General features: G+C 56.3%; 17 protein-coding genes. 12 read left to right on the top strand and 5 right to left on the bottom strand.

Going from position 1 to position 18,383, the window contains the following annotated elements:
* Positions 1–6: 6 nt before the first annotated feature.
* From RBB44_RS24145 to RBB44_RS24125, 5 genes are read left to right on the top strand one after another with little or no spacing between them, the layout of a single operon-like run.
* The gene (locus tag RBB44_RS24145) at positions 7–927 is read left to right on the top strand and encodes a branched-chain amino acid ABC transporter permease (protein WP_209176694.1); all 921 of its coding nucleotides are present in this window, start codon (positions 7–9) and stop codon (positions 925–927) included.
* Complete coding sequence (locus tag RBB44_RS24140; protein ID WP_209176695.1) at positions 924–1,907, top strand: branched-chain amino acid ABC transporter permease; 984 nt, start codon at positions 924–926, stop codon at positions 1,905–1,907. The genes RBB44_RS24145 and RBB44_RS24140 overlap by 4 nt, the downstream gene beginning before the upstream one ends.
* Positions 1,900–2,649 carry an ABC transporter ATP-binding protein gene (locus RBB44_RS24135; protein WP_306150389.1) on the top strand — a complete coding sequence of 250 codons (750 nt, stop codon included), beginning with the start codon at positions 1,900–1,902 and terminating at the stop codon, positions 2,647–2,649. Before RBB44_RS24140 ends, RBB44_RS24135 begins: the two co-directional genes overlap by 8 nt.
* Positions 2,646–3,335 (top strand): ABC transporter ATP-binding protein, encoded by a 690-nt coding sequence (locus RBB44_RS24130; protein ID WP_306150388.1) that lies wholly within the window; start codon positions 2,646–2,648, stop codon positions 3,333–3,335. Before RBB44_RS24135 ends, RBB44_RS24130 begins: the two co-directional genes overlap by 4 nt.
* A 43-nt stretch (positions 3,336–3,378) precedes the next feature.
* Entirely contained in the window at positions 3,379–3,774 is a 396-nt protein-coding gene (locus tag RBB44_RS24125; protein WP_306150387.1) for a RidA family protein, read from the top strand.
* Positions 3,775–3,779: 5 nt separating this feature from the next.
* Here the strand turns inward: RBB44_RS24125 and uxaC are convergent, their stop codons facing one another.
* The 5 genes from uxaC to RBB44_RS24100 are packed head-to-tail and all read right to left on the bottom strand — an operon-like array spanning position 3,780 to position 10,879.
* Positions 3,780–5,192 (bottom strand): glucuronate isomerase, encoded by a 1,413-nt coding sequence (gene uxaC / locus RBB44_RS24120; RefSeq protein ID WP_306150386.1) that lies wholly within the window; start codon positions 5,190–5,192, stop codon positions 3,780–3,782.
* Positions 5,193–5,208: 16 nt separating this feature from the next.
* On the bottom strand, positions 5,209–6,636 hold the full coding sequence (locus RBB44_RS24115; protein ID WP_306150385.1) for a mannitol dehydrogenase family protein: 1,428 nt from the start codon (positions 6,634–6,636) through the stop codon (positions 5,209–5,211).
* 11 nt (positions 6,637–6,647) lie between these two features.
* Complete coding sequence (locus RBB44_RS24110) at positions 6,648–9,026, bottom strand: glycoside hydrolase family 31 protein (RefSeq protein WP_306150384.1); 2,379 nt, start codon at positions 9,024–9,026, stop codon at positions 6,648–6,650.
* Positions 9,027–9,034: 8 nt separating this feature from the next.
* The gene (locus tag RBB44_RS24105; RefSeq protein ID WP_133945654.1) at positions 9,035–10,336 is read right to left on the bottom strand and encodes a TRAP transporter large permease; all 1,302 of its coding nucleotides are present in this window, start codon (positions 10,334–10,336) and stop codon (positions 9,035–9,037) included.
* A gap of 18 nt (positions 10,337–10,354) precedes the next feature.
* Positions 10,355–10,879: a TRAP transporter small permease gene (locus RBB44_RS24100; RefSeq protein ID WP_306150383.1), complete on the bottom strand. Its 525-nt coding sequence runs from the start codon at positions 10,877–10,879 to the stop codon at positions 10,355–10,357.
* A 237-nt stretch (positions 10,880–11,116) separates the two neighbouring features.
* Here RBB44_RS24100 and RBB44_RS24095 point away from each other — a divergent pair, with 237 nt between their 5' ends.
* From RBB44_RS24095 to RBB44_RS24065, 7 genes are all read left to right on the top strand, one after another.
* A complete protein-coding gene (locus RBB44_RS24095) occupies positions 11,117–12,100 on the top strand; it encodes a TRAP transporter substrate-binding protein (protein WP_306150382.1) in 984 nt (327 codons plus the stop codon).
* Positions 12,101–12,120: 20 nt separating this feature from the next.
* Positions 12,121–13,944: a glycoside hydrolase family 2 protein gene (locus RBB44_RS24090; RefSeq protein WP_306150381.1), complete on the top strand. Its 1,824-nt coding sequence runs from the start codon at positions 12,121–12,123 to the stop codon at positions 13,942–13,944.
* The gene (locus tag RBB44_RS24085) at positions 13,941–14,681 is read left to right on the top strand and encodes an FCD domain-containing protein (RefSeq protein ID WP_306150380.1); all 741 of its coding nucleotides are present in this window, start codon (positions 13,941–13,943) and stop codon (positions 14,679–14,681) included. The genes RBB44_RS24090 and RBB44_RS24085 overlap by 4 nt, the downstream gene beginning before the upstream one ends.
* An 81-nt stretch (positions 14,682–14,762) precedes the next feature.
* Positions 14,763–15,935, top strand: a complete 1,173-nt coding sequence (uxuA, locus tag RBB44_RS24080; RefSeq protein WP_306150379.1) for a mannonate dehydratase — start codon at positions 14,763–14,765, stop codon at positions 15,933–15,935.
* Positions 15,936–16,028: 93 nt separating this feature from the next.
* Positions 16,029–16,445: a dihydroneopterin aldolase gene (locus RBB44_RS24075; RefSeq protein WP_306150378.1), complete on the top strand. Its 417-nt coding sequence runs from the start codon at positions 16,029–16,031 to the stop codon at positions 16,443–16,445.
* Positions 16,446–16,517: 72 nt separating this feature from the next.
* The gene (locus RBB44_RS24070) at positions 16,518–17,402 is read left to right on the top strand and encodes a dihydropteroate synthase (protein WP_306150377.1); all 885 of its coding nucleotides are present in this window, start codon (positions 16,518–16,520) and stop codon (positions 17,400–17,402) included.
* A 27-nt stretch (positions 17,403–17,429) separates the two neighbouring features.
* Positions 17,430–18,185: an SDR family oxidoreductase gene (locus RBB44_RS24065; RefSeq protein WP_306150376.1), complete on the top strand. Its 756-nt coding sequence runs from the start codon at positions 17,430–17,432 to the stop codon at positions 18,183–18,185.
* Positions 18,186–18,383 lie beyond the last annotated feature (198 nt).

Here is an 18,383-nt window from a genome sequence, read left to right as displayed (position 1 = left end):
AACTGCATGTCTTTGATATTGCTGATAGAGCAGATTTTGAACGGCCTCCAATTCGGGATCATGTTATTCTTGATGGCCGCAGGTCTGACGCTAATCTTCGGAGTGATGGGGCTGATCAATCTGGCTCATGGATCGCTCTACATGATCGGGGCCTTTTGCGCCGCAGCTGTTGCCGGAGCGACCGGATCATTCCTGCTGGGATTGATTGCGGCGCTGGCCGGGGCTGCCATAGCCGGAGCCCTTGTCGAACTTGTCGTCATCCGGCGGCTTTATACGAAGGATCACCTGGATCAAGTGCTTGCGACTTTCGCGCTGATTCTGATCTTTTCTGAAGGCACGCGATGGCTGTTCGGCTCTTTTCCGCTCTTTTTGGATATTCCCGATGCGCTGTCCGGACCGGTGACACTTCCCGGCGGAATTGAGTATCCGCTTTACCGGCTGACGCTGATCATTGTCGGATTGCTTGTCGCAGCCGGTTTGTTCCTCCTGATTTCGCGCACTCGCCTTGGGATCCAGATCCGGGCCGGGGAAAACGATCGCGAAATGATCGCAGCGCTCGGTGTCGACATTGCCAAGCTCTACACCATCGTCTTTGCGCTGGGGGCCGCACTTGCCGGTCTTGCCGGAGCGCTTGTCGGAGCCATCCAGTCGGTTCAGGTCGGCATGGGCGAGCCTGTCCTGATTTTGGCTTTTGTTGTGATCGTCATTGGCGGCATTGGATCCATCAAGGGCGCGCTCATTGGCGCGATCCTGGTCGGCCTCACAGATACGCTCGGCGGCATCTTCCTGCCTGAGCTGATGAAACTCTTCTTCAGCCCGGCAACGGCCACTTCCATCGGGTCTTCGATCGCCTCCATGTCCATCTACATCCTGATGGCTGCAGTCCTTGTGTTGCGCCCAACCGGTCTGTTTGGAGCGCGTGCATGACCCGGGAAACACTGTTCAACTCGGCCGCGCTCGCCGCGCTAGCCCTTGTTCCGCTCTGGGCGCATTTTTCCGGTGAGCCGTTCACCGTGACCCTTGCCACCCGCGCTGTCATTCTTGCGCTGGCGGCGGTCGGTCTGCACATCGCCCTGGGTCTTGGCGGCCTTGTCAGCCTTGGACACGCTGTCTTTTTCGGGATTGGCGGCTACGCGATGGGTATCCTTGCCCATCATGCGCAGACCTACACCCCATTGATGGAATGGCCCTTCGTTATCGAGGGCACCAAATCCATGCCGGTGATCTGGCTGGTCGCCGTGGTTCTGTCGTCCGTTGTGGCTTATTTCATCGGCCTCCTGTCACTGAGGACCTCCGGCGTTTACTTCATCATGATCACGCTGGCATTCGGACAGATGTTCTTTTTCTTCGCGATCAGCTGGAGTGCCTATGGCGGTGAAGACGGCTTGTCGATCTATGTCCGCAATGGCTTTCCGGGCGTGAACACGCTCGTTCCGATCCAGTTCTATGCCTTGTGCTTTGTTATCCTTGCTGCAGTGATGTTCTTTGCCGCACGATTGCAACGCTCGCCTTTTGGCCTCGCGCTCAACGCGGCGCGCCAGGTGCCGGACCGGGTCGAAACCGTTGGTCTGAACCCGATGCGCTTGCGTCTGGTTGCATTCGTGTTGTCCGGTGCGATCACGGGTCTCGCCGGGGCTCTCTTTGCCGATCTCAACCGGTTTGTCAGTCCGACCATGTTCTCCTGGCAGATGTCCGGGGAGTTGATCATTTTCATCATCCTTGGCGGGCTTGGCCGGCTCTATGGCCCGGTTGTCGGAGCGGTTGTCTTTGTGGCGCTTGAACACATCCTTGGCGACTTGTCTGACTATTGGCACATCTATTTGGGTGTTCTGTTGCTGGGTGTCGTGCTGTTCGCACGCGGTGGCATTATCGGCATGCTGCTCGGCCGGGAGGTGGCCCATGACTGAGGCAATTCTCGCAACACATGGCATCTCCAAGAGCTTCGGAGCGCTGAAGGCCAGTGACGACGTTTCCATTGATCTGATGGCGGGAGAAATCCACGCGATCATCGGACCAAACGGGGCCGGGAAATCGACCTTGATCAAGCAGATCTGTGGCGGTCTCAAGCCGGACACCGGAACGGTCAAGCTGTTGGGAGAGGACGTCACTGATCTGCCGACGGAACTGCGGGCCCGCGCCGGGCTCGGACGGACTTTCCAGATCTCGGCACTCGCGATGGAAGACACAGTTCTTCAAAATGCGGTGCTGGGTGCGCTGGGTGGTCAGGGAAATCCGTGGCGTTTTTTCAAGCCGGTTCTGAAAGACAAGGATCTTCTGGACACGGCCATGGAGGCGTTGGAGCGCGTCGGTCTTCAAGATCATGCAAAGACACGCACGGCAGAACTCAGCCATGGTCAGAGACGCCAGCTGGAAGTGGCCGTTGCCCTGACACTGAAACCGAAAGCCTTTGTGATGGATGAACCCATGGCAGGCCTTGGTACGGAGGGTTCCAAGCGGCTGACCGAGTTCCTTGGCGATCTTCGCCATCAGGCGCCGATCCTGTTGGTTGAACATGACATGGACGCTGTTTTTGCATTGGCCGACCGGATCAGCGTGCTGGTCTACGGCAAAGTCATCGCAACCGGCACAGTTGAGGAAATCCGCGCGAACAAAGATGTGCGCGATGCTTATCTTGGAGACGAAGCATGAGTGCGCTTTTGGCTCTCTCCAATGTCACGGCCAGTTATGGTCCCAGTCAGGCGTTGTTTGACGTGTCTTTGTCGATCGGCGAAGGCGAAGTGGTCGCTCTGATGGGCCGCAATGGCATGGGCAAGTCAACAACGGTCAAGACGATTTGCGGCATGTTACCGTCCGGCGGAGAAATCCGGTTCAAGGACAAGGTGATTGGCGGGATGCCGAGCCACAAGGTTGCACGCCTTGGGGTGGGGCTGGTGCCTGAGGGCCGGCGGTGCTTTGCCGATCTGTCGGTTGAGGAGAACCTGACCGCTGCAGCTCGTCCCGGCGCCTGGGACTTTGCCAAGATCGCCGAGCTGTTTCCGCGTCTCGCCGAGCGCCGGAACCAGAAGGCGGCCTCGCTGTCTGGCGGTGAACAGCAAATGCTGGCGATCGGCCGGGCCCTGATGACCAATCCGATCCTCGTCATCCTGGATGAGGCGACGGAAGGCCTTGCCCCGATCATCCGGCAGGAAATCTGGGCGGCCATCAGCCATCTGAAGAACAGCAGTGGACTGTCGATCCTCTTGGTCGACAAGTCTTTGAAAGAGCTGCAGCAGGTCGCCGATCAGGGTGTCATTCTGGAACGGGGCCGAACGGTTTGGTCAGGCCGGATGGCGGATTTGGACGCGGAGACCGGAGAAAAATATCTCGGGATCTAGAGAGTTTGTTTCTTAAGTCCCGGGCAAATAAGAAAGACGCATTATGAGCCACAAAATCATTCATCCCGACGGCTGGGCCCCGGCGAAGGGGTATGCCAACGGTGTCTTAAGCCGCAAGGGCGTTTTGCATATCGGCGGTCAGATCGGCTGGAATGCCGACCAGGTTTTTGAGACCCATGATTTCATCGGGCAGATGGAACAGGCGCTCAGGAACATACTTGATGTCGTTCTTGCAGCTGGCGGTAAGGCCGAGGATATCGTCCGTTTGACCTGGTTTGTGACCGACAAGAAGGAATACCTCGCCCGTCAGCGCGAAATTGGCGCGACCTACCGGAAGGTCATGGGACGTCATTTTCCAGCAATGTCGATGGTCGTGGTGGCCGGTCTGATCGAAGATGAAGCCTTGGTCGAGATCGAGGCGACAGCAGAGATCGAGTAAAGGGCCTAACTTCCGGGCAAGAACCAGTCCCGGGCATTTTCGTAGCAGATGCGGCGGATAAGGCCGTCGCTCAGCTCATTATGCGCGGGAATAGATCCATCCTCGACCCATCGACCGACCATCCGGCAAACAAGCCGCCGGTAATATTCGTGCCGTGGGAACGACAGGAAAGACCGGGAATCGGTCAGCATGCCGATAAAACGTGAGAGTAGGCCCATCTGGGCGACCTGCGTGAGTTGCCGTTCCATCCCGTCCAGCTGATCGTTGTACCACCAGCCTGGCCCTGCCTGGATTTTCCCCGGCTCAGACCCATCCTGGAAGTTACCGGCAATCGTCACCAGCATCTCGTTGTGGATCGGGTTGAGCGCATAAAGGATGGTGCGCGGAAGACCTTTTCGGTAATTGATCAGGTCGAGCACGGAATTGAGCGACGCACCGATCCCGGCATCTGACATGCAATCGCCTCCAACATCGGGGCCAAGAGCCCTAAACAGGCGGCTGTTCTGATTGCGCAGGACACCAATGTGGTACTGCATGACGATGCCGCGCTCGGCATAAGCTTCACCTAGTTCAATCAACACCGCTGCTTTAAAGTCAGCGGCATCTTGCGCCGACATGGGCCAGCCGTTTTGTCCGCTGCGCAGGATGATATCGAGTTCACGCGGAGGCCGCTTTTCAAAGGCCGGCAAATCGTTGAGACCGTGATCCGCCGCCTTGCAGCCAAGAGACACAAAAAAGTCGAGCCGCTTGAGCAAGGCCGCGATCAACGTGTCGAAACTGTCGACTACAAAGCCGCTGGTCTCACCCAGTTTGCGGCAATAAGCGGCAAATCCTGGCGCTGTGGGAACGAGCGCCTTGTCTGGCCGGAAACTCGGGGCCACTGGAAACGGAAAGTTCGGATCGGATTGCAGGGTGGCATGTGAGGCAAGGTCGTCTGTCGGATCGTCTGTCGTGCCCACATATTCGACCTTCATGGAGGTCAATAGGCCCCGGGCACTATGGCTCGGCTGCTCCATGGCAGCATTGGCGAGCTCCCAGACTTCATCCGCGGTGTCGGGTCCGAAAATGCCATCCCATTGAAAGTAGCGCTGCAGTTCCAGATGGGTCCAGTGATAGAGGGGATTGCCCAGGCAATGCGGGATGGTTTGCGCGAAAGCATCGAATTTGTCCCGATAGTCCGCAGTACCTGTCACGAGCTCTTCGGGTACCCCGTTCCAACGCATGGCGCGCCACTTGTAGTGATCGCCCTCCAACCAGATCTCTCCAATCGACCCCCAGGATTTATTTTCCGCAATGGCTGCCGGATCCAGATGATTGTGAAAGTCGACGATCGGAAGATGCTTTGCAACGTCATGGTAGAGGCGACGGCTGGCCGCGGTATCAAGCAGATAGTCCGGGCCGAGAAAGGGTGCAGTCATGAAAAGGTCCTTGGAGCTACGCTGCCAGTGCTGCGCGCGCGCCGTCTTGTTTCAGTGTTTTGTAGGCGTCTGTCACCTGCTGGACAAAAGCGGGCTCGGCAGGAAGGTCAGACCCAAAAATACCGGCCAGCAACATCATGTTCAGCACATAATCATCATCGTCTGATCCCGCGACAAGTTCCTTGATGCGGCCGGCGTGCGGGTCGTTGACGGGCAGGTCTGCACCGGTCTCTGAAGTACCTCGGCAGTACCGCATCCAACCGGCGACGGCCAACGCAGACAACTGCCAGGGGCGGTCTGCTTCCATATGACGTCTGATTGGCACCAAAAGCCGTTGCGGCAGTTTCTGGCTGCCGTCCGATGCAATTTGCGTGGTTTTGTGGCGAAGGGCCAGATTGGAAAAACGCGTGATCAGTTCGTCGCCGTAGGCAGAGATATCGAAGCCACCTGGAACGGACAAAGTTGGGGCTTGCTCGCCCATCATGAGGTTTTGGGTCGCGGTTTTGAAGACAGGATCAGCCATACAATCGGCAATCGTCTCCTTGCCGGCAAGAGCGCCAAGATACGCCAGGAACGAGTGGCTGCCGTTCAGCATTCGCAGCTTGATCTCTTCATAGGGTTCGACGTCGGGGACGAAACTTGCCCCTGCCGAATCCCAGCTGGGCTTTTCTCCGGCAAAACTGTCTTCAATCACCCATTGCCTGTACGGTTCACACAAGATGCCGTTGGGGTCGGGCGCGCCGAGCGCGCCAGTTAGTTTCTTAAATGACGCCTCGGTCATGGCCGGCGTAATACGGTCGACCATGGAACTGGGAAACCGGCAGTTTTCAAAGATCCAGTCTTTCAGCTCGAGATCCCGTTTTTCGGCAAACTCAAGAACGGCCGTTCTGCAGAGTTTGCCGTTAGACGGGAGATTGTCGCAGGACAGAATTGTGAGCCCGGGCAGCTCCTGTTGGCTTCTCAGGCGCAAGCCCTCGACCAAAAGGCCGGTGGCCGTCTTTGGATCGGTTGGCTGTTTGAGGTCGGCCGCGATGCCAGCATTTTCAAGATCGATGTGCCCGCGGGTGAGGCCGTAGCCCTTTTCCGTGATCGTCAAAGTGATCACGCGTAGATCCGGATCGCAGATCTGGGCAATAAGTGCGCCGATGCCATCGCGATGGGGATGCAGTGTCTTAACTACGGCGCCGACTTGCCTGAGCGCAAGGGTATCGTCAGACATTTCACCAACCGTGAACAAACCGTCCGCCTTATCAAGCGCGGAGAGTTCGCCTCCACCCGAGTTCAATCGGGCAACCACCATGCCCCAGTCGCTTTTGTTTTGGCGCAATAATTCGTCTTGAAAGACCGCGGTATGCGCCTTGGCAAAGGCACCAAACCCGATATGAAATACGCGGGTCTTAAGTAAACTGCGATCATAGTCGGGGAGTGAGAGGTTTACGGACATAATTTAAAGGCTCAAACAAAGAAAAGGGGTGTCTCCGTGCTGGTCGGAGCACCGTTGACAACTAGCGGAGAAGACCCGGCAAGCCAGAGGTCGACTTGATCATAGGCGGGCTTGTAAGTGCCACTCATATGCCAGTTCAGCATAACCGTTGTGCTGTTTCGTGACAGGGTCATGCGTGTCAGACAATGGTCTGAGACAAGAGCATTGGCAGAGACACCGTCATCATCATAAGCACGGTTCTCGCGCGCTGGGGCATCTGGGTCCTGCGGGTATATGCGCCACGATCGTGTCTTGTCAGTCTGTGCCGTACTGCGCGCATTCGGACCGGCCATCGGTAACACCGTGCCGCCACGTACGAAAAGCGGAACAGTGTCTTGAGTGACTGGCACATCCAGCATCTGCCCGCCTGGATACCAGGTTGTTCCTGCAAAATCCCACCAGCCCTCCGGACAGGCGGGCAGGGGAACTGAGCGGCTCTGCGCGCCTTTTTCAATGACCGTTGCGACAAGCAGATCGGTCCCAAGAAGGAATTCGAACTCGGAGGCTTGCGCCAGCTGGTCGTCCGGAAAATCCAGCCACAGGGGGCGCAACATCGGTTCGCCGTCAGTAACGGCCCGGTATAGAAGTGTGTAGAGATACGGGATTAGCTGGGCCCGAAACTTGAGAGCCTTGCGGATCAGCGGGGTGATCTCCGGATACATCCAGGCTTCATTGGCAGTGCCGTCGTCATTCCAGGAGTGGATCGTGAAGCGTGGATGGAAAATCCCGTTCTGCACCCAGCGGAGAAACAGCTCCGGTTCCGGCTTCGGGCCAGCAAAACCACCGACATCATGCCCAATGTTGTAAAAGCCCGACAGGCTGAGCCCGAGCCCCATCGGAATATTCCAACGGAGCGTGTCCCAGCTGGTCAAATTGTCGCCGGTCCAGGTTTGGGCATAGCGCTGTGTGCCCGGTGCGGCGCAACGGGAAATCAGATAGGGGCGCTTTGCCGGCTGATCGGCAACCTGCGCATCGTAGGATGCGCGGGTCATCAGCTGGCTGTGTAACGGGCGGATCAGACCAACGGGGATTTCCTTGCCGAAACCGGTGCAAACGGCCTCGTCATCCCAGACTTCATATTCGTTGTTGTCGTTCCAGGTGCTGGAAATGCCTTTGTCGAACAGCTTTTCTTTCAGATTTTTCTGCCACCAGGCAATGGTTGCTGGATTGGTGAAATCGAGATGCGACCCGGTTCCGTCCCAAAATGGCGATTGCTCTGGAGCGCCGGTCTCGCTGTCCTTGATGAAATGACCGGCCTTTTCGGCTTCCGGAAAAAGGGGATGGTCTTCCAGAAGTACCGGCTTGATATTTGCGATCAGATTGATGTTCGCGTCTGCATAAGCTTTGGTGAAGGCTCGAACATTCGGAAAGCGATCCGTGTTCCAGTGAAAGACATACCGCTTTTCCTTGATGGCGGTGTAGCCGGAAGACATCTGGAAACTGTCGCACGGCATGTCTTCTTCGGCGAGTTTTGCCAAAAACCCTTCCAAACGTTCCTGGGCGTTTTCTGAATCCGTATACGCCATCGTAGAGCCGGAATAGCCCAAACCCCAGCGTGGCATGAAGGCAGTGCCTCCGGTGAGCCAGTGGTGGCGCTTAACGATCTCCAGCACCGTTGGGCCCCACGAAAAATAGTAGTCGAGTTCACCATCAGAAGCGCGGAATGCGCGGAAGGCAGGATGATAATTGTCCTTCTCGTTCCCAAGATCGAACCAGCAATGGGCGAGCGTGTCGTAGTAAAGCCCATAGGCGCCGAGCGGGCCGCGGTCCGTGATTGTGAAGGGGATGTGCTTGTAGAGCGGGTCGGTTGTTCGGGCGTCATACCCCATCGCATCGAGATTTCGCATCTCGAAGCGGCGCCCGGACCTTTCCAGGGAGCCGGTTTTCTCACCCAGACCGTAATAGCGTTCGCCATCAAACCGGCGCATGAAGTGAGATTTGCGGTGATCGCGGCGGCCTATCATGTAGGCGTCCTGCGGGCGGTCTCGCGCAATTTCCTGCCATTTTGCGTTTGGCGTTTCCCGGCTCTCCCAGACGAGAGCCAATGGTGTTTCGACGGTCAGACGCAGACAGTCTGTCATGAGTTGCAGCTGGGTATCGTCCTGGGTGAGCGAGAACTCCGGATAAGTGAACCCACTGAGATCATCGCGAGATCGTCCTTCCCAGGGAACATCGTCCTTCGGCGCAATCGCCCAGGTCCGGTCCAGCCGGTGAACCCTGTCTTTGAGAAGCGAGACCCGGATAAGGGCGTGTTCCAGAACCCGGATCACGAGCGTATGCTGATCTTCAACGAGGAGCGCGATGCCAGTTTCTGTCTGTTCGGCCAGTGTCCAGTGTTTGAGTGCTTTCATATCTGAACTCAGTACCCGAGCAGCAATTGAGGCAGGAACAGGCTGATTTGCGGGATGTAGGTGACGACCAGCAGCAGGCCGACCAACACCGCGTAAAACGGAAGCATCGGCTTGATCACATCCCCGATTTTGACCCCGCCGACGGAGCACCCGACAAACAGAGCCGACCCGACCGGTGGCGTACAGATCCCGATACATAGGTTGAAGGTCATCATGACGCCGAAATGCACCGGATCCATGCCAAGGTCTGTGACAACCGGCAGGAAGATCGGCGTGAAGATCAGCAGTGCCGGGGTCATATCCATGAAGGTGCCGACAATCAGCAGCGCGATGTTAATGATCAACAAAAGTACAAGCGGATTGTCTGATAGGCCGAGAAGGATGTCGGAGATTGCATATGGGATGTCGGCAAAGGCCATGGCCTTCGACATGGCAATGGAGCAGCCGATCATCAAAAGAACGATAGATGTGGTAACTGCGCTTTCCAGAATAATGCTGGGCAGCTGGCGCCAGGTGATTTCGCGGTACCAGATGACAGCCAGAAAGAGCGTGTAAACGACAGCAACAGCTGAGGCTTCGGTCGCAGTGAAAATCCCGCCGATGATCCCGCCCATCACGATGACGATCAGGCCGAGCGGCAGGACCGCGCCAAGGGTTTTGTCGATGACTTCGCGGGTGCTGGGCCGCGGCGCGATTGGATATCCGCGGCGCTTTGCAATGATGCCAGCAACCAGCATGAGGCAGAGACCCATTAGGATCCCCGGGACATAACCGGCCACGAACAGTGCCGCGATCGAGGTCCCGTTGGTGATCAGTGAATAGACGATGAAGGTTGCGCTAGGTGGAATAAGCAAGCCTGTCGGGCAGGAGGCGATGTTCACAGCCGCGCTGTAAGCCGGGTCATAACCTTCTTTTTTCTGCAAGGGCGACATGACACCCCCAACAGCTGCGGCAGAAGCTACGGCCGACCCGGAAATCGACCCGAACATCATGTTGGCGAGAACATTGCAGTGCGCCAGTGACCCAGGCAAACGCCCACCCAGAACCTTGGCAAACTCGATTAGCCGCAGGGCAATGCCACCCCGGTTCATGATGTTGCCAGCGAGAATAAAGAATGGGATGGCGAGCAGGGTGAAACTGTCTAATCCCGAGGCCACCTGCTGGGCGACGATATAGACCGACTGGTCGAAGGACATGAACAAGAGAAAAGTCGCAAAGGCGGCAAGACCGATAGAAAACGCGATCGGAACGCCCAAAACCATGAGCAGCACAAAGGTCCCGAACAGGACCGCGACGGCTTGGATATCCATTTATGAGCTCCTCAGGGCCTAGGTCAGCGGTCCGCCGGGGGCCGGCGGTTCAAGTTGTTCATTGGGGCCGCGGCCATCGCGCACGAGGTCGGCTAAAAACGTCAGGCAGTAATAAAGAATGCAAAATCCGGAAAACGGGATTGCAACGTAGATGAACCCCATCGGGATGCGGAGCGCTGGCGAAACCTGACCGGTTTCAAGCGTACGGCTGACCAATCCGAGGCCGCCGTAAATCATGATGAGACCGGCAAAAAGAGCAATCGCGCCGATGATGCCTGCGTTGACGGCGAACCTGGCTTTGCCAGTCGTCACAACGGGCATAAGGTCAATTGCCAGATGCCGCCGTTGGCCGAGAGTGTAAGCGCCGCCCAGCAGGGCGACCCAAATGAACAGGAACCGTGCCATTTCGTCGGTTACGGTGCTCGGGCTTTCCAGAACGTATCGCGAGAAGACCTGCCAAACGACACAGACAACCAGGACGGCGAAAGCCGATGTGATGACGAGGCGTAGAACGAAATCCACCCCTCGGGTTAAAGCGGTCACGATGATCCTCCCAGCCTGTCAATCGCGTGCATGGTTAGTTGGACACCCACACGCTTGGCACCCTTACACTTGCGCCAGGAAATAAAATTGGTCAACCAATTTTGCAAAAAAGGTTGACTGATTTTTGAAATTGGACGAACAATTCGACCTCAACGGCGTCTGAAGCCGTGAATTGGGTATACCGGAACGTTCCATGAGGGAGCTGAGCCGGGTCCAGCCCTCACCTGGGAGGAAGTCATGTCGAAGTTCATCAAGGTTGCGGCTCTCTTGGCCGCGGGCGCCGTCGCGTTCGGCTCAGCTGCCAACGCCAAAACGCTGCGCCTCAATCACAACAACCCGGAAGACCATCCGCTGCACAAGTCCATGGAATTCATGGCGGATCGCTTGGAGGAGTTGACCAACGGTGATCTGAAAATCCGCATCTATGCAAACGCGCAGCTTGGAACGCAGCGTGAATCCATGGAACTGATGCAAAACGGCGCGCTCGATATGGCCCGCTCCAATGCTTCGGAGCTGGAAGCCTTTGAAGAGTCCTATGGCGCTTTGAACCTGCCTTACATCTTCGTCAACGATGATCACTATTATGATGTCCTGTCCGGCGAAATCGGCGCAGATATCCTTAAGGCTTCAGAGGACAAGGGCTTCATTGGCGTTGCTTACTATGTTGAAGGTGCCCGGTCGTTCTACGCCAACAAGGAAATCAACTCTCCGGCAGACCTGCAGGGCATGAAGATCCGTGTCCAGCCGAGCCCGTCCGCGATCCGCATGGTCGAACTGCTTGGTGGTAACCCAACCCCGATTGCTTGGGGTGAACTTTACAGCGCACTTCAGCAGGGTGTTGTTGATGGCGCCGAGAACAATCCGCTGGCATTGACGTCCGCCCGCCACGGCGAAGTGAGCAAGGTCTACTCAAATGACGGTCACACCATGATCCCGTCTGTTGTGATGATCTCCACTAAGTCCTGGAATGAACTCAGCGATGATCACAAGGGTGCACTGACAAAAGCAGCGCGTGAATCCATGGATTTCCACCGCGAGCAGTGGGATGCCATGGTTGCAGAGGGCATCGAAACCGCGAAGAACGAACTCGGTGTGAAGTTCATCGAAGTCGACAAGGGCCCGTTCATCGAAGCTGTCTTGCCGATGCATGAAGAAGCCGCTGCCAAGTCCGAAAAAGTCGCGGACCTCATCAAGCGCATCAAGGCGATCGCGCCTCAATAATTTGCAGTCAGGACCGACCGATGCTCGAACGTTCCCATTTGGCCGACAATGCGCTGCAAGCGCTGCATGATGAAGACTATGATGTTCCGTTTAACACCCAGTCTTTAAACCATGACGGCCTGATCTTCATGGGCGGTCGAGCATCGGAAAGTCTGGATGGAGATTGGACCTTTTGCGTCGACCTCCTCGACACCGGCCTCCGGCAGAAGTGGTTTTCCATGCTGCCGGAAGCCCCGGAAAACAGATCAGAACCGTGGGACTACGATCCCTACATGGGGGAAACCGTTCCTGTCCCGTCCAACTGGGCCATGCTGAAGGAAAAATGGTATTTTTTCGAAGGCAGTGCCTGGTACACCCGCCCCCTGGACATTGATGTTGTCGATGAGACCAAGCGAACGTTTCTTCGCTTTGGTGCGGCGGCTTACGACTGTAAAATCTTTCTGAACGGCGAGTTCATAGGCAACCATTACGGTGCCTCGACCCCGTTCTGTGTTGAACTCACCGGCAAGCTAAAAACCGGCCGGAACTGGATTATGGCTTGCGTCAACAACACCCGTACCCGTGACCGGGTTCCAATGCGCAATACGGACTGGTTCAACTACGGTGGAATTTACCGAGAAGTCAGTCTGTTCCAGACGCCAAAAAGCCTGATCAAGGATTTCTTTCTCTATCTGGTGCCGGATGGAAGCTACGAAAAACTCTGTGCCGAGGTGACCATTGATGGCCCCCCGAGCGGCGAAGCGGCGCGCCTTTCAATTCCGGGCCTTGGCTTGGAGTTGGAAATACCGCTCGATTCATCCAGTAACGGCAAGATTGAGTTTGAAGCAAACCCTCAATTGTGGAGCCCGGACACACCAGTACTTTATGACGCGGAAGTTGTTTATGGCGGAGACAAGATCCGTGATCGCGTTGGTTTCCGTCAAATCGAACGCTGCGGGACCGACATTGTTTTAAACGGTGAACCCTTGTTCCTGCGCGGGATTTCCGTGCATGAAGATGATGCTGCGCTGGGCAAGGTGACAACCGAAGCCGATCTGCGTGCCCGGTTTGATCACGCCCGCGAACTCGGTTGCAACTACTTGCGCCTTGCGCACTACCCGCACCATGAGTTGGCCGCGCAATTGGCCGACGAACTTGGTTTTCTCCTTTGGGAGGAAATTCCGGTCTATTGGGCGATCGATTTTGAAAACCCGGCAACCTACCGGGATGCGGAAAACCAATTGAGCGAATTGATCAAGCGTGACCGTAACCGGGCGAGCGTTGTCATTTGGTCGGTCGGCAATGAAAACCCGGACACAGATGCACGTCTGGACTTCATGAAGAACCTCGCTGAGACAGCGAAACGGCTCGACCCGACACGGCTGACGTCTGCAGCCTGTCTCGTCAATCATGCCCGGAACCGGGTTGAAGACCGTCTTGCGCAGCACATCGATGTCATCGGTCTCAACGAGTACTACGGCTGGTACGAGGAAGACTTCGAGGATTTGGCGGCAATCGGCGAGAACTCTGATCCGGATCGCCCGGTGGTCATCTCCGAGACCGGGGCTGATGGTGTTATTGGCGACAATGGACCGAAAACAGGACTTTTCAGCGAAGACTACATGGCGGAAGTCTACACCAAACAGATTGCCACCCTGCGGCGCCTTGCGTATGTCAAAGGCATGTCGCCGTGGATCCTGTATGATTTCCGCGTGGAACGGCGTCAGAACATCTTTCAAAATGGCTACAATCATAAAGGCCTGATCGCCGCCGATAAGAAGACCAAGAAGAAGGCATTTCATATCCTGGCCGAGTACTATCATCAGATCGCGGCCGGTCAGGAGGATGCAAGGAAAGCATCATGACCAGCGACACTCACAAACGCCGGTATCAGGAAATCGCGCAGATCCTTGCGCGGCGGATCGCCCATGACGGTTACAAGCCAGGCGACAAGTTTCCGACAGAGCGTCAGATTTCCGAGGAACTTGGCATCAGCCGGTCTTTGGTTCGTGAAGCCTTCATTATGCTGGAAATTGAGGGCTATCTTGACGTGCGCAAAGGGTCCGGGAGTTATGTTGCCACCGGCGAGAAGCTCTTTCTGAGCAATCCGAAACCTGATTTTGGTCCTTTTGAACTCTTGCAGGCCCGCCAGCTTTTGGAAAGCAGCATTGCCGGATTTGCAGCGAGCACGATCACCAAGAGCGACATCGTTCAGCTGCGGGACACGCTTGAACTGGAGCGGAAAGCCATCGCAAACGGCGAAGAAGACTATTTGGCTGATCGGCAATTCCATCTTCAGATTGCTGAAGCCACCCAAAACAGTGTCCTTGTGGCACAGGTGGAGGAGCTTTGGAGCAAGCGCGAGAACAGCCCGATGTGGGCCCGCTTGCATGATCGGATATTTGATCTCAGTTACCGCGCCAAGTGGCTTGATGATCACGCTGAAATTCTTGAGGCCCTGCGGCACCGCAATTCGGACGCTGCGCGTAAAGCCATGTGGCAACACCTTGAGAATGTGCGGTTGACGCTGCTGGAGCTCTCAGATGTGGGAGATCCCGAATTTGACGGGTATCTTTACAAGCCCGCGGCTGTCTCGAATTAGCGTGGCTGGATAGTTTATTCTGGTTCACGGGAGGCACTGGGGGGTGTTCGGCGGCATGAAACAAAAAGAAAGACAGATGCGATGATCGAATGCTGGCGCTGGTTTGGTCCGGATGACCCCATTTCCCTGCGCGATGTTCGTCAGACCGGCGCCACCGGTATCGTCACAGCGCTTCATCAAATTCCAAACGGCACCTATTGGCCGGAAGAAGAAATCGCAAAACGCCGTCGCATGATTGAGGCAGCGGGTCTTACTTGGAAAGTGTGTGAAAGCATCCCGATCCACGAGGACATCAAGACCGGGGCATCGGGTTGGGAGCGTTGGGCGGAAAACTGGGCTGAAACGGTTCGGGCACTGGCTCGTGAGAACATCCGCACCATCTGCTACAACTTCATGCCGGTGCTCGACTGGACCCGGACGGATCTCGATTATGAATTGCCGGATGGGGCGACGGCCCTGCGGTTCGAATTCGTTGCCTACGCGGCATTTGATCTCTTTATCCTCAAACGCGAGGGCGCTGAAGCCGACTACAGTCAGAACGATGTTGCAGCTGCTGAAGCGTGGCTTGATCAGCGGACCGACGAAGACAAGGACCGCCTGGTTCGAACCATCATTGCGGGATTGCCGGGATCTGAAGAAAGTTACACGCTCGACACATTCCGGGAGCATCTGGCAGCCTACAAAACAATTGACAGGGCGAGCCTCTTCCAGAACCTCGCGAACTTTCTGGAGATTGTTGTGCCGGTGGCGGAGGAAGAAGGGGTGAAGCTTGCCATTCATCCAGATGATCCGCCGCGGTCGCTTTTCGGCTTGCCGCGAATCGTCGGCACCCTCGAGGATCTCATCCGGATCAAGAGCCTGAACACATCTCAAGCCAATGGGTTCACGGTCTGCTCTGGCTCTCTCGGCGTTCATCCGGACAATGATCTTCCGGCGATCATTGGCGCCCTGGACGACAGGATCCATTTCGCACATCTGCGGGCCACAAAACGCGAAGCGGATCCGCGCAGTTTTCATGAAGATGCCCATCTGGCGGGCGACGTCGACATGGTCGCAATCGTACGGGCACTGCGGACGCTTGAGCGCAAATGGGGTAAGGCCATTCCCATGCGTCCCGACCATGGCCATCGTATGCTTTCAGATTTGAAAGAGACATCGACACCTGGATACCCGGCCATCGGGCGTCTGCGCGGACTTGCAGAATTGCGCGGTGTCATGCGCACTGTTGATGTCTATGAGGCTTCCCCTAGTTAACCCGCTCTGAAAACTCGCAAGAAAGTGCGGCTTGACCGATGGGGCTTAAAAACGCCATCCCTGTCTCGAGCATGCAAGCAGGAACAGGGCACGATGGACATATCTGCACAGACGGATCACGAGAGCACATTAGATATCATTGAGGATGGCCGGGACACGATTGTGATCGAAGGCCTTCTCGTGGCCGCCGAAATTGGAGTCCTCGACAGCGAAAAAGGCCGCACACAAGGGCTCCGCTTTGATGTCGACATCCGGACCGTGCCTGGCTATCGGAAGATCGTCGCCGAGACCGGATCCTATGTCTCTTATGCGGACACTGTATTTTTCATTCAGGACAAAGTCGCCAACGGCGGCCATGTTGAACTGGTGGAAGAATGGGCCGAGGCGGTGGCAGCTTTTGCCTTGCAGAACCCGCTTGCCGATTATGTGACGGTCAAGGTGACAAAACCTGAGATCTTTGAAGACGCGGCCGGCGTCGGCATCCGGATTTCACGTAAGCGACGCGCCTGACCTTGCCTGTGCCATGCACGGAACTATCTGCCAGCCAGAACACGCATTTTTCCTTCCAGGAGATACTTCTAGATGATTTCCGCAGACCGCGTTCTTCCCCTTTGGCTAAAGTACCGGGAGGCGCTGGATACCCCGATCCGAACCTTTGACTTTCCAAAATTTGGAAAAACATTCGAGGACCGAACCTACCAAATGGGGGTTTTGAACCTGTCGCCGGACAGCTCCTATCGGGAAACGGTATGCCACACTCTTGAGGCAGCGCTTTACCGGGGGCGCCGCATGACGCTTGAAGGGGCTGCCATGGTTGACATTGGCGGCGAATCGACAGGTGAAACAGCGGACATTGTTTCCATAGAACGCCAGATCGACCGGATGCGGCCGACCGTGTCGGCACTTGCGAGTGAGAACATCCTTGTGTCCGTTGAAACCTATCATCCGGAAGTCGCCGTTGCTCTGCTGGAAGCCGGTGCCGGGGTGGTCAACCTGACCGGCCGGGTCGACGACAAGAGTTTCTATGAGGCGATTGCCAAACACGAAGCAGGATTGATCTTGTGTTACACGCCTGGAGAAAACGCACGCTCCAGCGATGATCTGCCACCGGTTGACCAGGTTTTTGACGCGCAGCTGCTGTTCTTCAAGGATCGTGTCACCATGGCGGAGAACGCGGGCATCGAGCGCCTCTGGGTCGATCCCGGGTTCGGTTTCGCACTCAATCTGCCGGATGGTCCGGACCGGATCCGGTATCAGACTGACAGCATTCTGCAATCCTTCCGGTTGCGCGAGTTGGGCTGGCCGGTGACCGTCCAGCTGACCGGCCATGTTTTCCTGTTCCGGGACGAGGTTCGTGTGGCGCAGACCAGTGCAGCCACCCTCGCTGTCCTGTCGAAAGCAAACATGGTGCGCAGCCATGAGGTTCCGCGGGTGCAGCCGGTTTTGAACTTGCAGGATTACGCGTAAAGCGCTTGAGTTTTGGAAGGGGAAACGATGGCGGACCAAAAGATTGCACTAGTAACCGGTGCGGGCAAACGGCTCGGCAAGGCACTTGCAGAAGGTCTAGCTGCCGAAGGATACGCCGTCGGTCTTCACTACAATTCATCGGTTGACGGCGCTGAAGAACTTCATGACCGTATTCTTGCTGAAGGTGGTCAGTCAGTTCTTTTGCAAAAAGACCTGAGCCACCCGGAAACGGCCGGGACGTTAGTTTCCGATGCGGCCGAAGCCTTGGGTGGGCCGGTATCCGTTTTGGTAAACTCCGCGTCTGCGTTCAACACGGATTGCCTGTCTGATCTGACGCTCGACAGTTGGCAATTTCTGATGAACGTCAATGCCGCAGCGCCCGTGTTTTTGATGCAGGCTTTTGCCCAGCAGAATCCGCTTCCGGACGGGGGGCTCATTCTCAATATGCTCGATACCCAAATGCAGTCGGCCTCTCCGGAACGCTTCAGCTATTTCTGCGGAAAATTCGCCTTGGATGGCGCAACGAAGCTGGCAGCCTATGACCTTGGTCCAAAGGGCATTCGGGTTAATGCCATTGCGCCAGGCCTGATCCTGCCCAGTGATCAGACCCAGGAAAACTTCGATGCACGCCAGAAGCTGACCCCTTTGGGTCCGGGGCTTGGACCGGAGGATATCGTTGGTGCGCTGCGGTATTTTTTAAATGCCAGACAGGTGACTGGTCATACCCTTGTTGTTGATGCCGGACAGCGTTTGATGGGCTTCGGAAATGCGCCCATTGGCTAAAATCGGCGGAATACCGGTGTTTTCATGGTTAATATTCACTTAATATCCACCGCAGCCTCCCGCGCTGCAAAAAACTTCAAAAACTTTCAATTTCCCTGTTGACCCGGAAAGAGGGCAGGCCTATAACCCGGTTCATCGACGGCGGCAACGTCGCTGGCGACAGGGCGCTGCGCTCTAAATTCCGGAAAACTGGTCGAT

Origin of the sequence: Roseibium sp. MMSF_3247 (assembly GCF_030733765.1) — a bacterium.
In the GTDB taxonomy this organism is placed as follows: domain Bacteria; phylum Pseudomonadota; class Alphaproteobacteria; order Rhizobiales; family Stappiaceae; genus Roseibium.
This window is presented reverse-complemented; position numbering and strand designations above follow the sequence as displayed.

Bases quoted from the DNA above. Each gene is read 5' to 3' on its own strand.
- RBB44_RS24065 (WP_306150376.1), top strand. From the start codon at position 17,430: ATGGCGGACCAAAAGATTGCACTAGTAACCGGTGCGGGCAAACGGCTC.
- RBB44_RS24110 (WP_306150384.1), bottom strand. From the start codon at position 9,026: ATGAAAGCACTCAAACACTGGACACTGGCCGAACAGACAGAAACTGGC.
- uxaC (WP_306150386.1), bottom strand. From the start codon at position 5,192: ATGACTGCACCCTTTCTCGGCCCGGACTATCTGCTTGATACCGCGGCC.
- RBB44_RS24090 (WP_306150381.1), top strand. From the start codon at position 12,121: ATGCTCGAACGTTCCCATTTGGCCGACAATGCGCTGCAAGCGCTGCAT.
- RBB44_RS24135 (WP_306150389.1), top strand. From the start codon at position 1,900: ATGACTGAGGCAATTCTCGCAACACATGGCATCTCCAAGAGCTTCGGA.
- RBB44_RS24105 (WP_133945654.1), bottom strand. From the start codon at position 10,336: ATGGATATCCAAGCCGTCGCGGTCCTGTTCGGGACCTTTGTGCTGCTC.
- RBB44_RS24130 (WP_306150388.1), top strand. From the start codon at position 2,646: ATGAGTGCGCTTTTGGCTCTCTCCAATGTCACGGCCAGTTATGGTCCC.
- RBB44_RS24085 (WP_306150380.1), top strand. From the start codon at position 13,941: ATGACCAGCGACACTCACAAACGCCGGTATCAGGAAATCGCGCAGATC.
- RBB44_RS24125 (WP_306150387.1), top strand. From the start codon at position 3,379: ATGAGCCACAAAATCATTCATCCCGACGGCTGGGCCCCGGCGAAGGGG.
- RBB44_RS24070 (WP_306150377.1), top strand. From the start codon at position 16,518: ATGATTTCCGCAGACCGCGTTCTTCCCCTTTGGCTAAAGTACCGGGAG.
- RBB44_RS24075 (WP_306150378.1), top strand. From the start codon at position 16,029: ATGGACATATCTGCACAGACGGATCACGAGAGCACATTAGATATCATT.
- RBB44_RS24115 (WP_306150385.1), bottom strand. From the start codon at position 6,636: ATGTCCGTAAACCTCTCACTCCCCGACTATGATCGCAGTTTACTTAAG.
- RBB44_RS24140 (WP_209176695.1), top strand. From the start codon at position 924: ATGACCCGGGAAACACTGTTCAACTCGGCCGCGCTCGCCGCGCTAGCC.
- RBB44_RS24145 (WP_209176694.1), top strand. From the start codon at position 7: ATGTCTTTGATATTGCTGATAGAGCAGATTTTGAACGGCCTCCAATTC.
- uxuA (WP_306150379.1), top strand. From the start codon at position 14,763: ATGATCGAATGCTGGCGCTGGTTTGGTCCGGATGACCCCATTTCCCTG.
- RBB44_RS24095 (WP_306150382.1), top strand. From the start codon at position 11,117: ATGTCGAAGTTCATCAAGGTTGCGGCTCTCTTGGCCGCGGGCGCCGTC.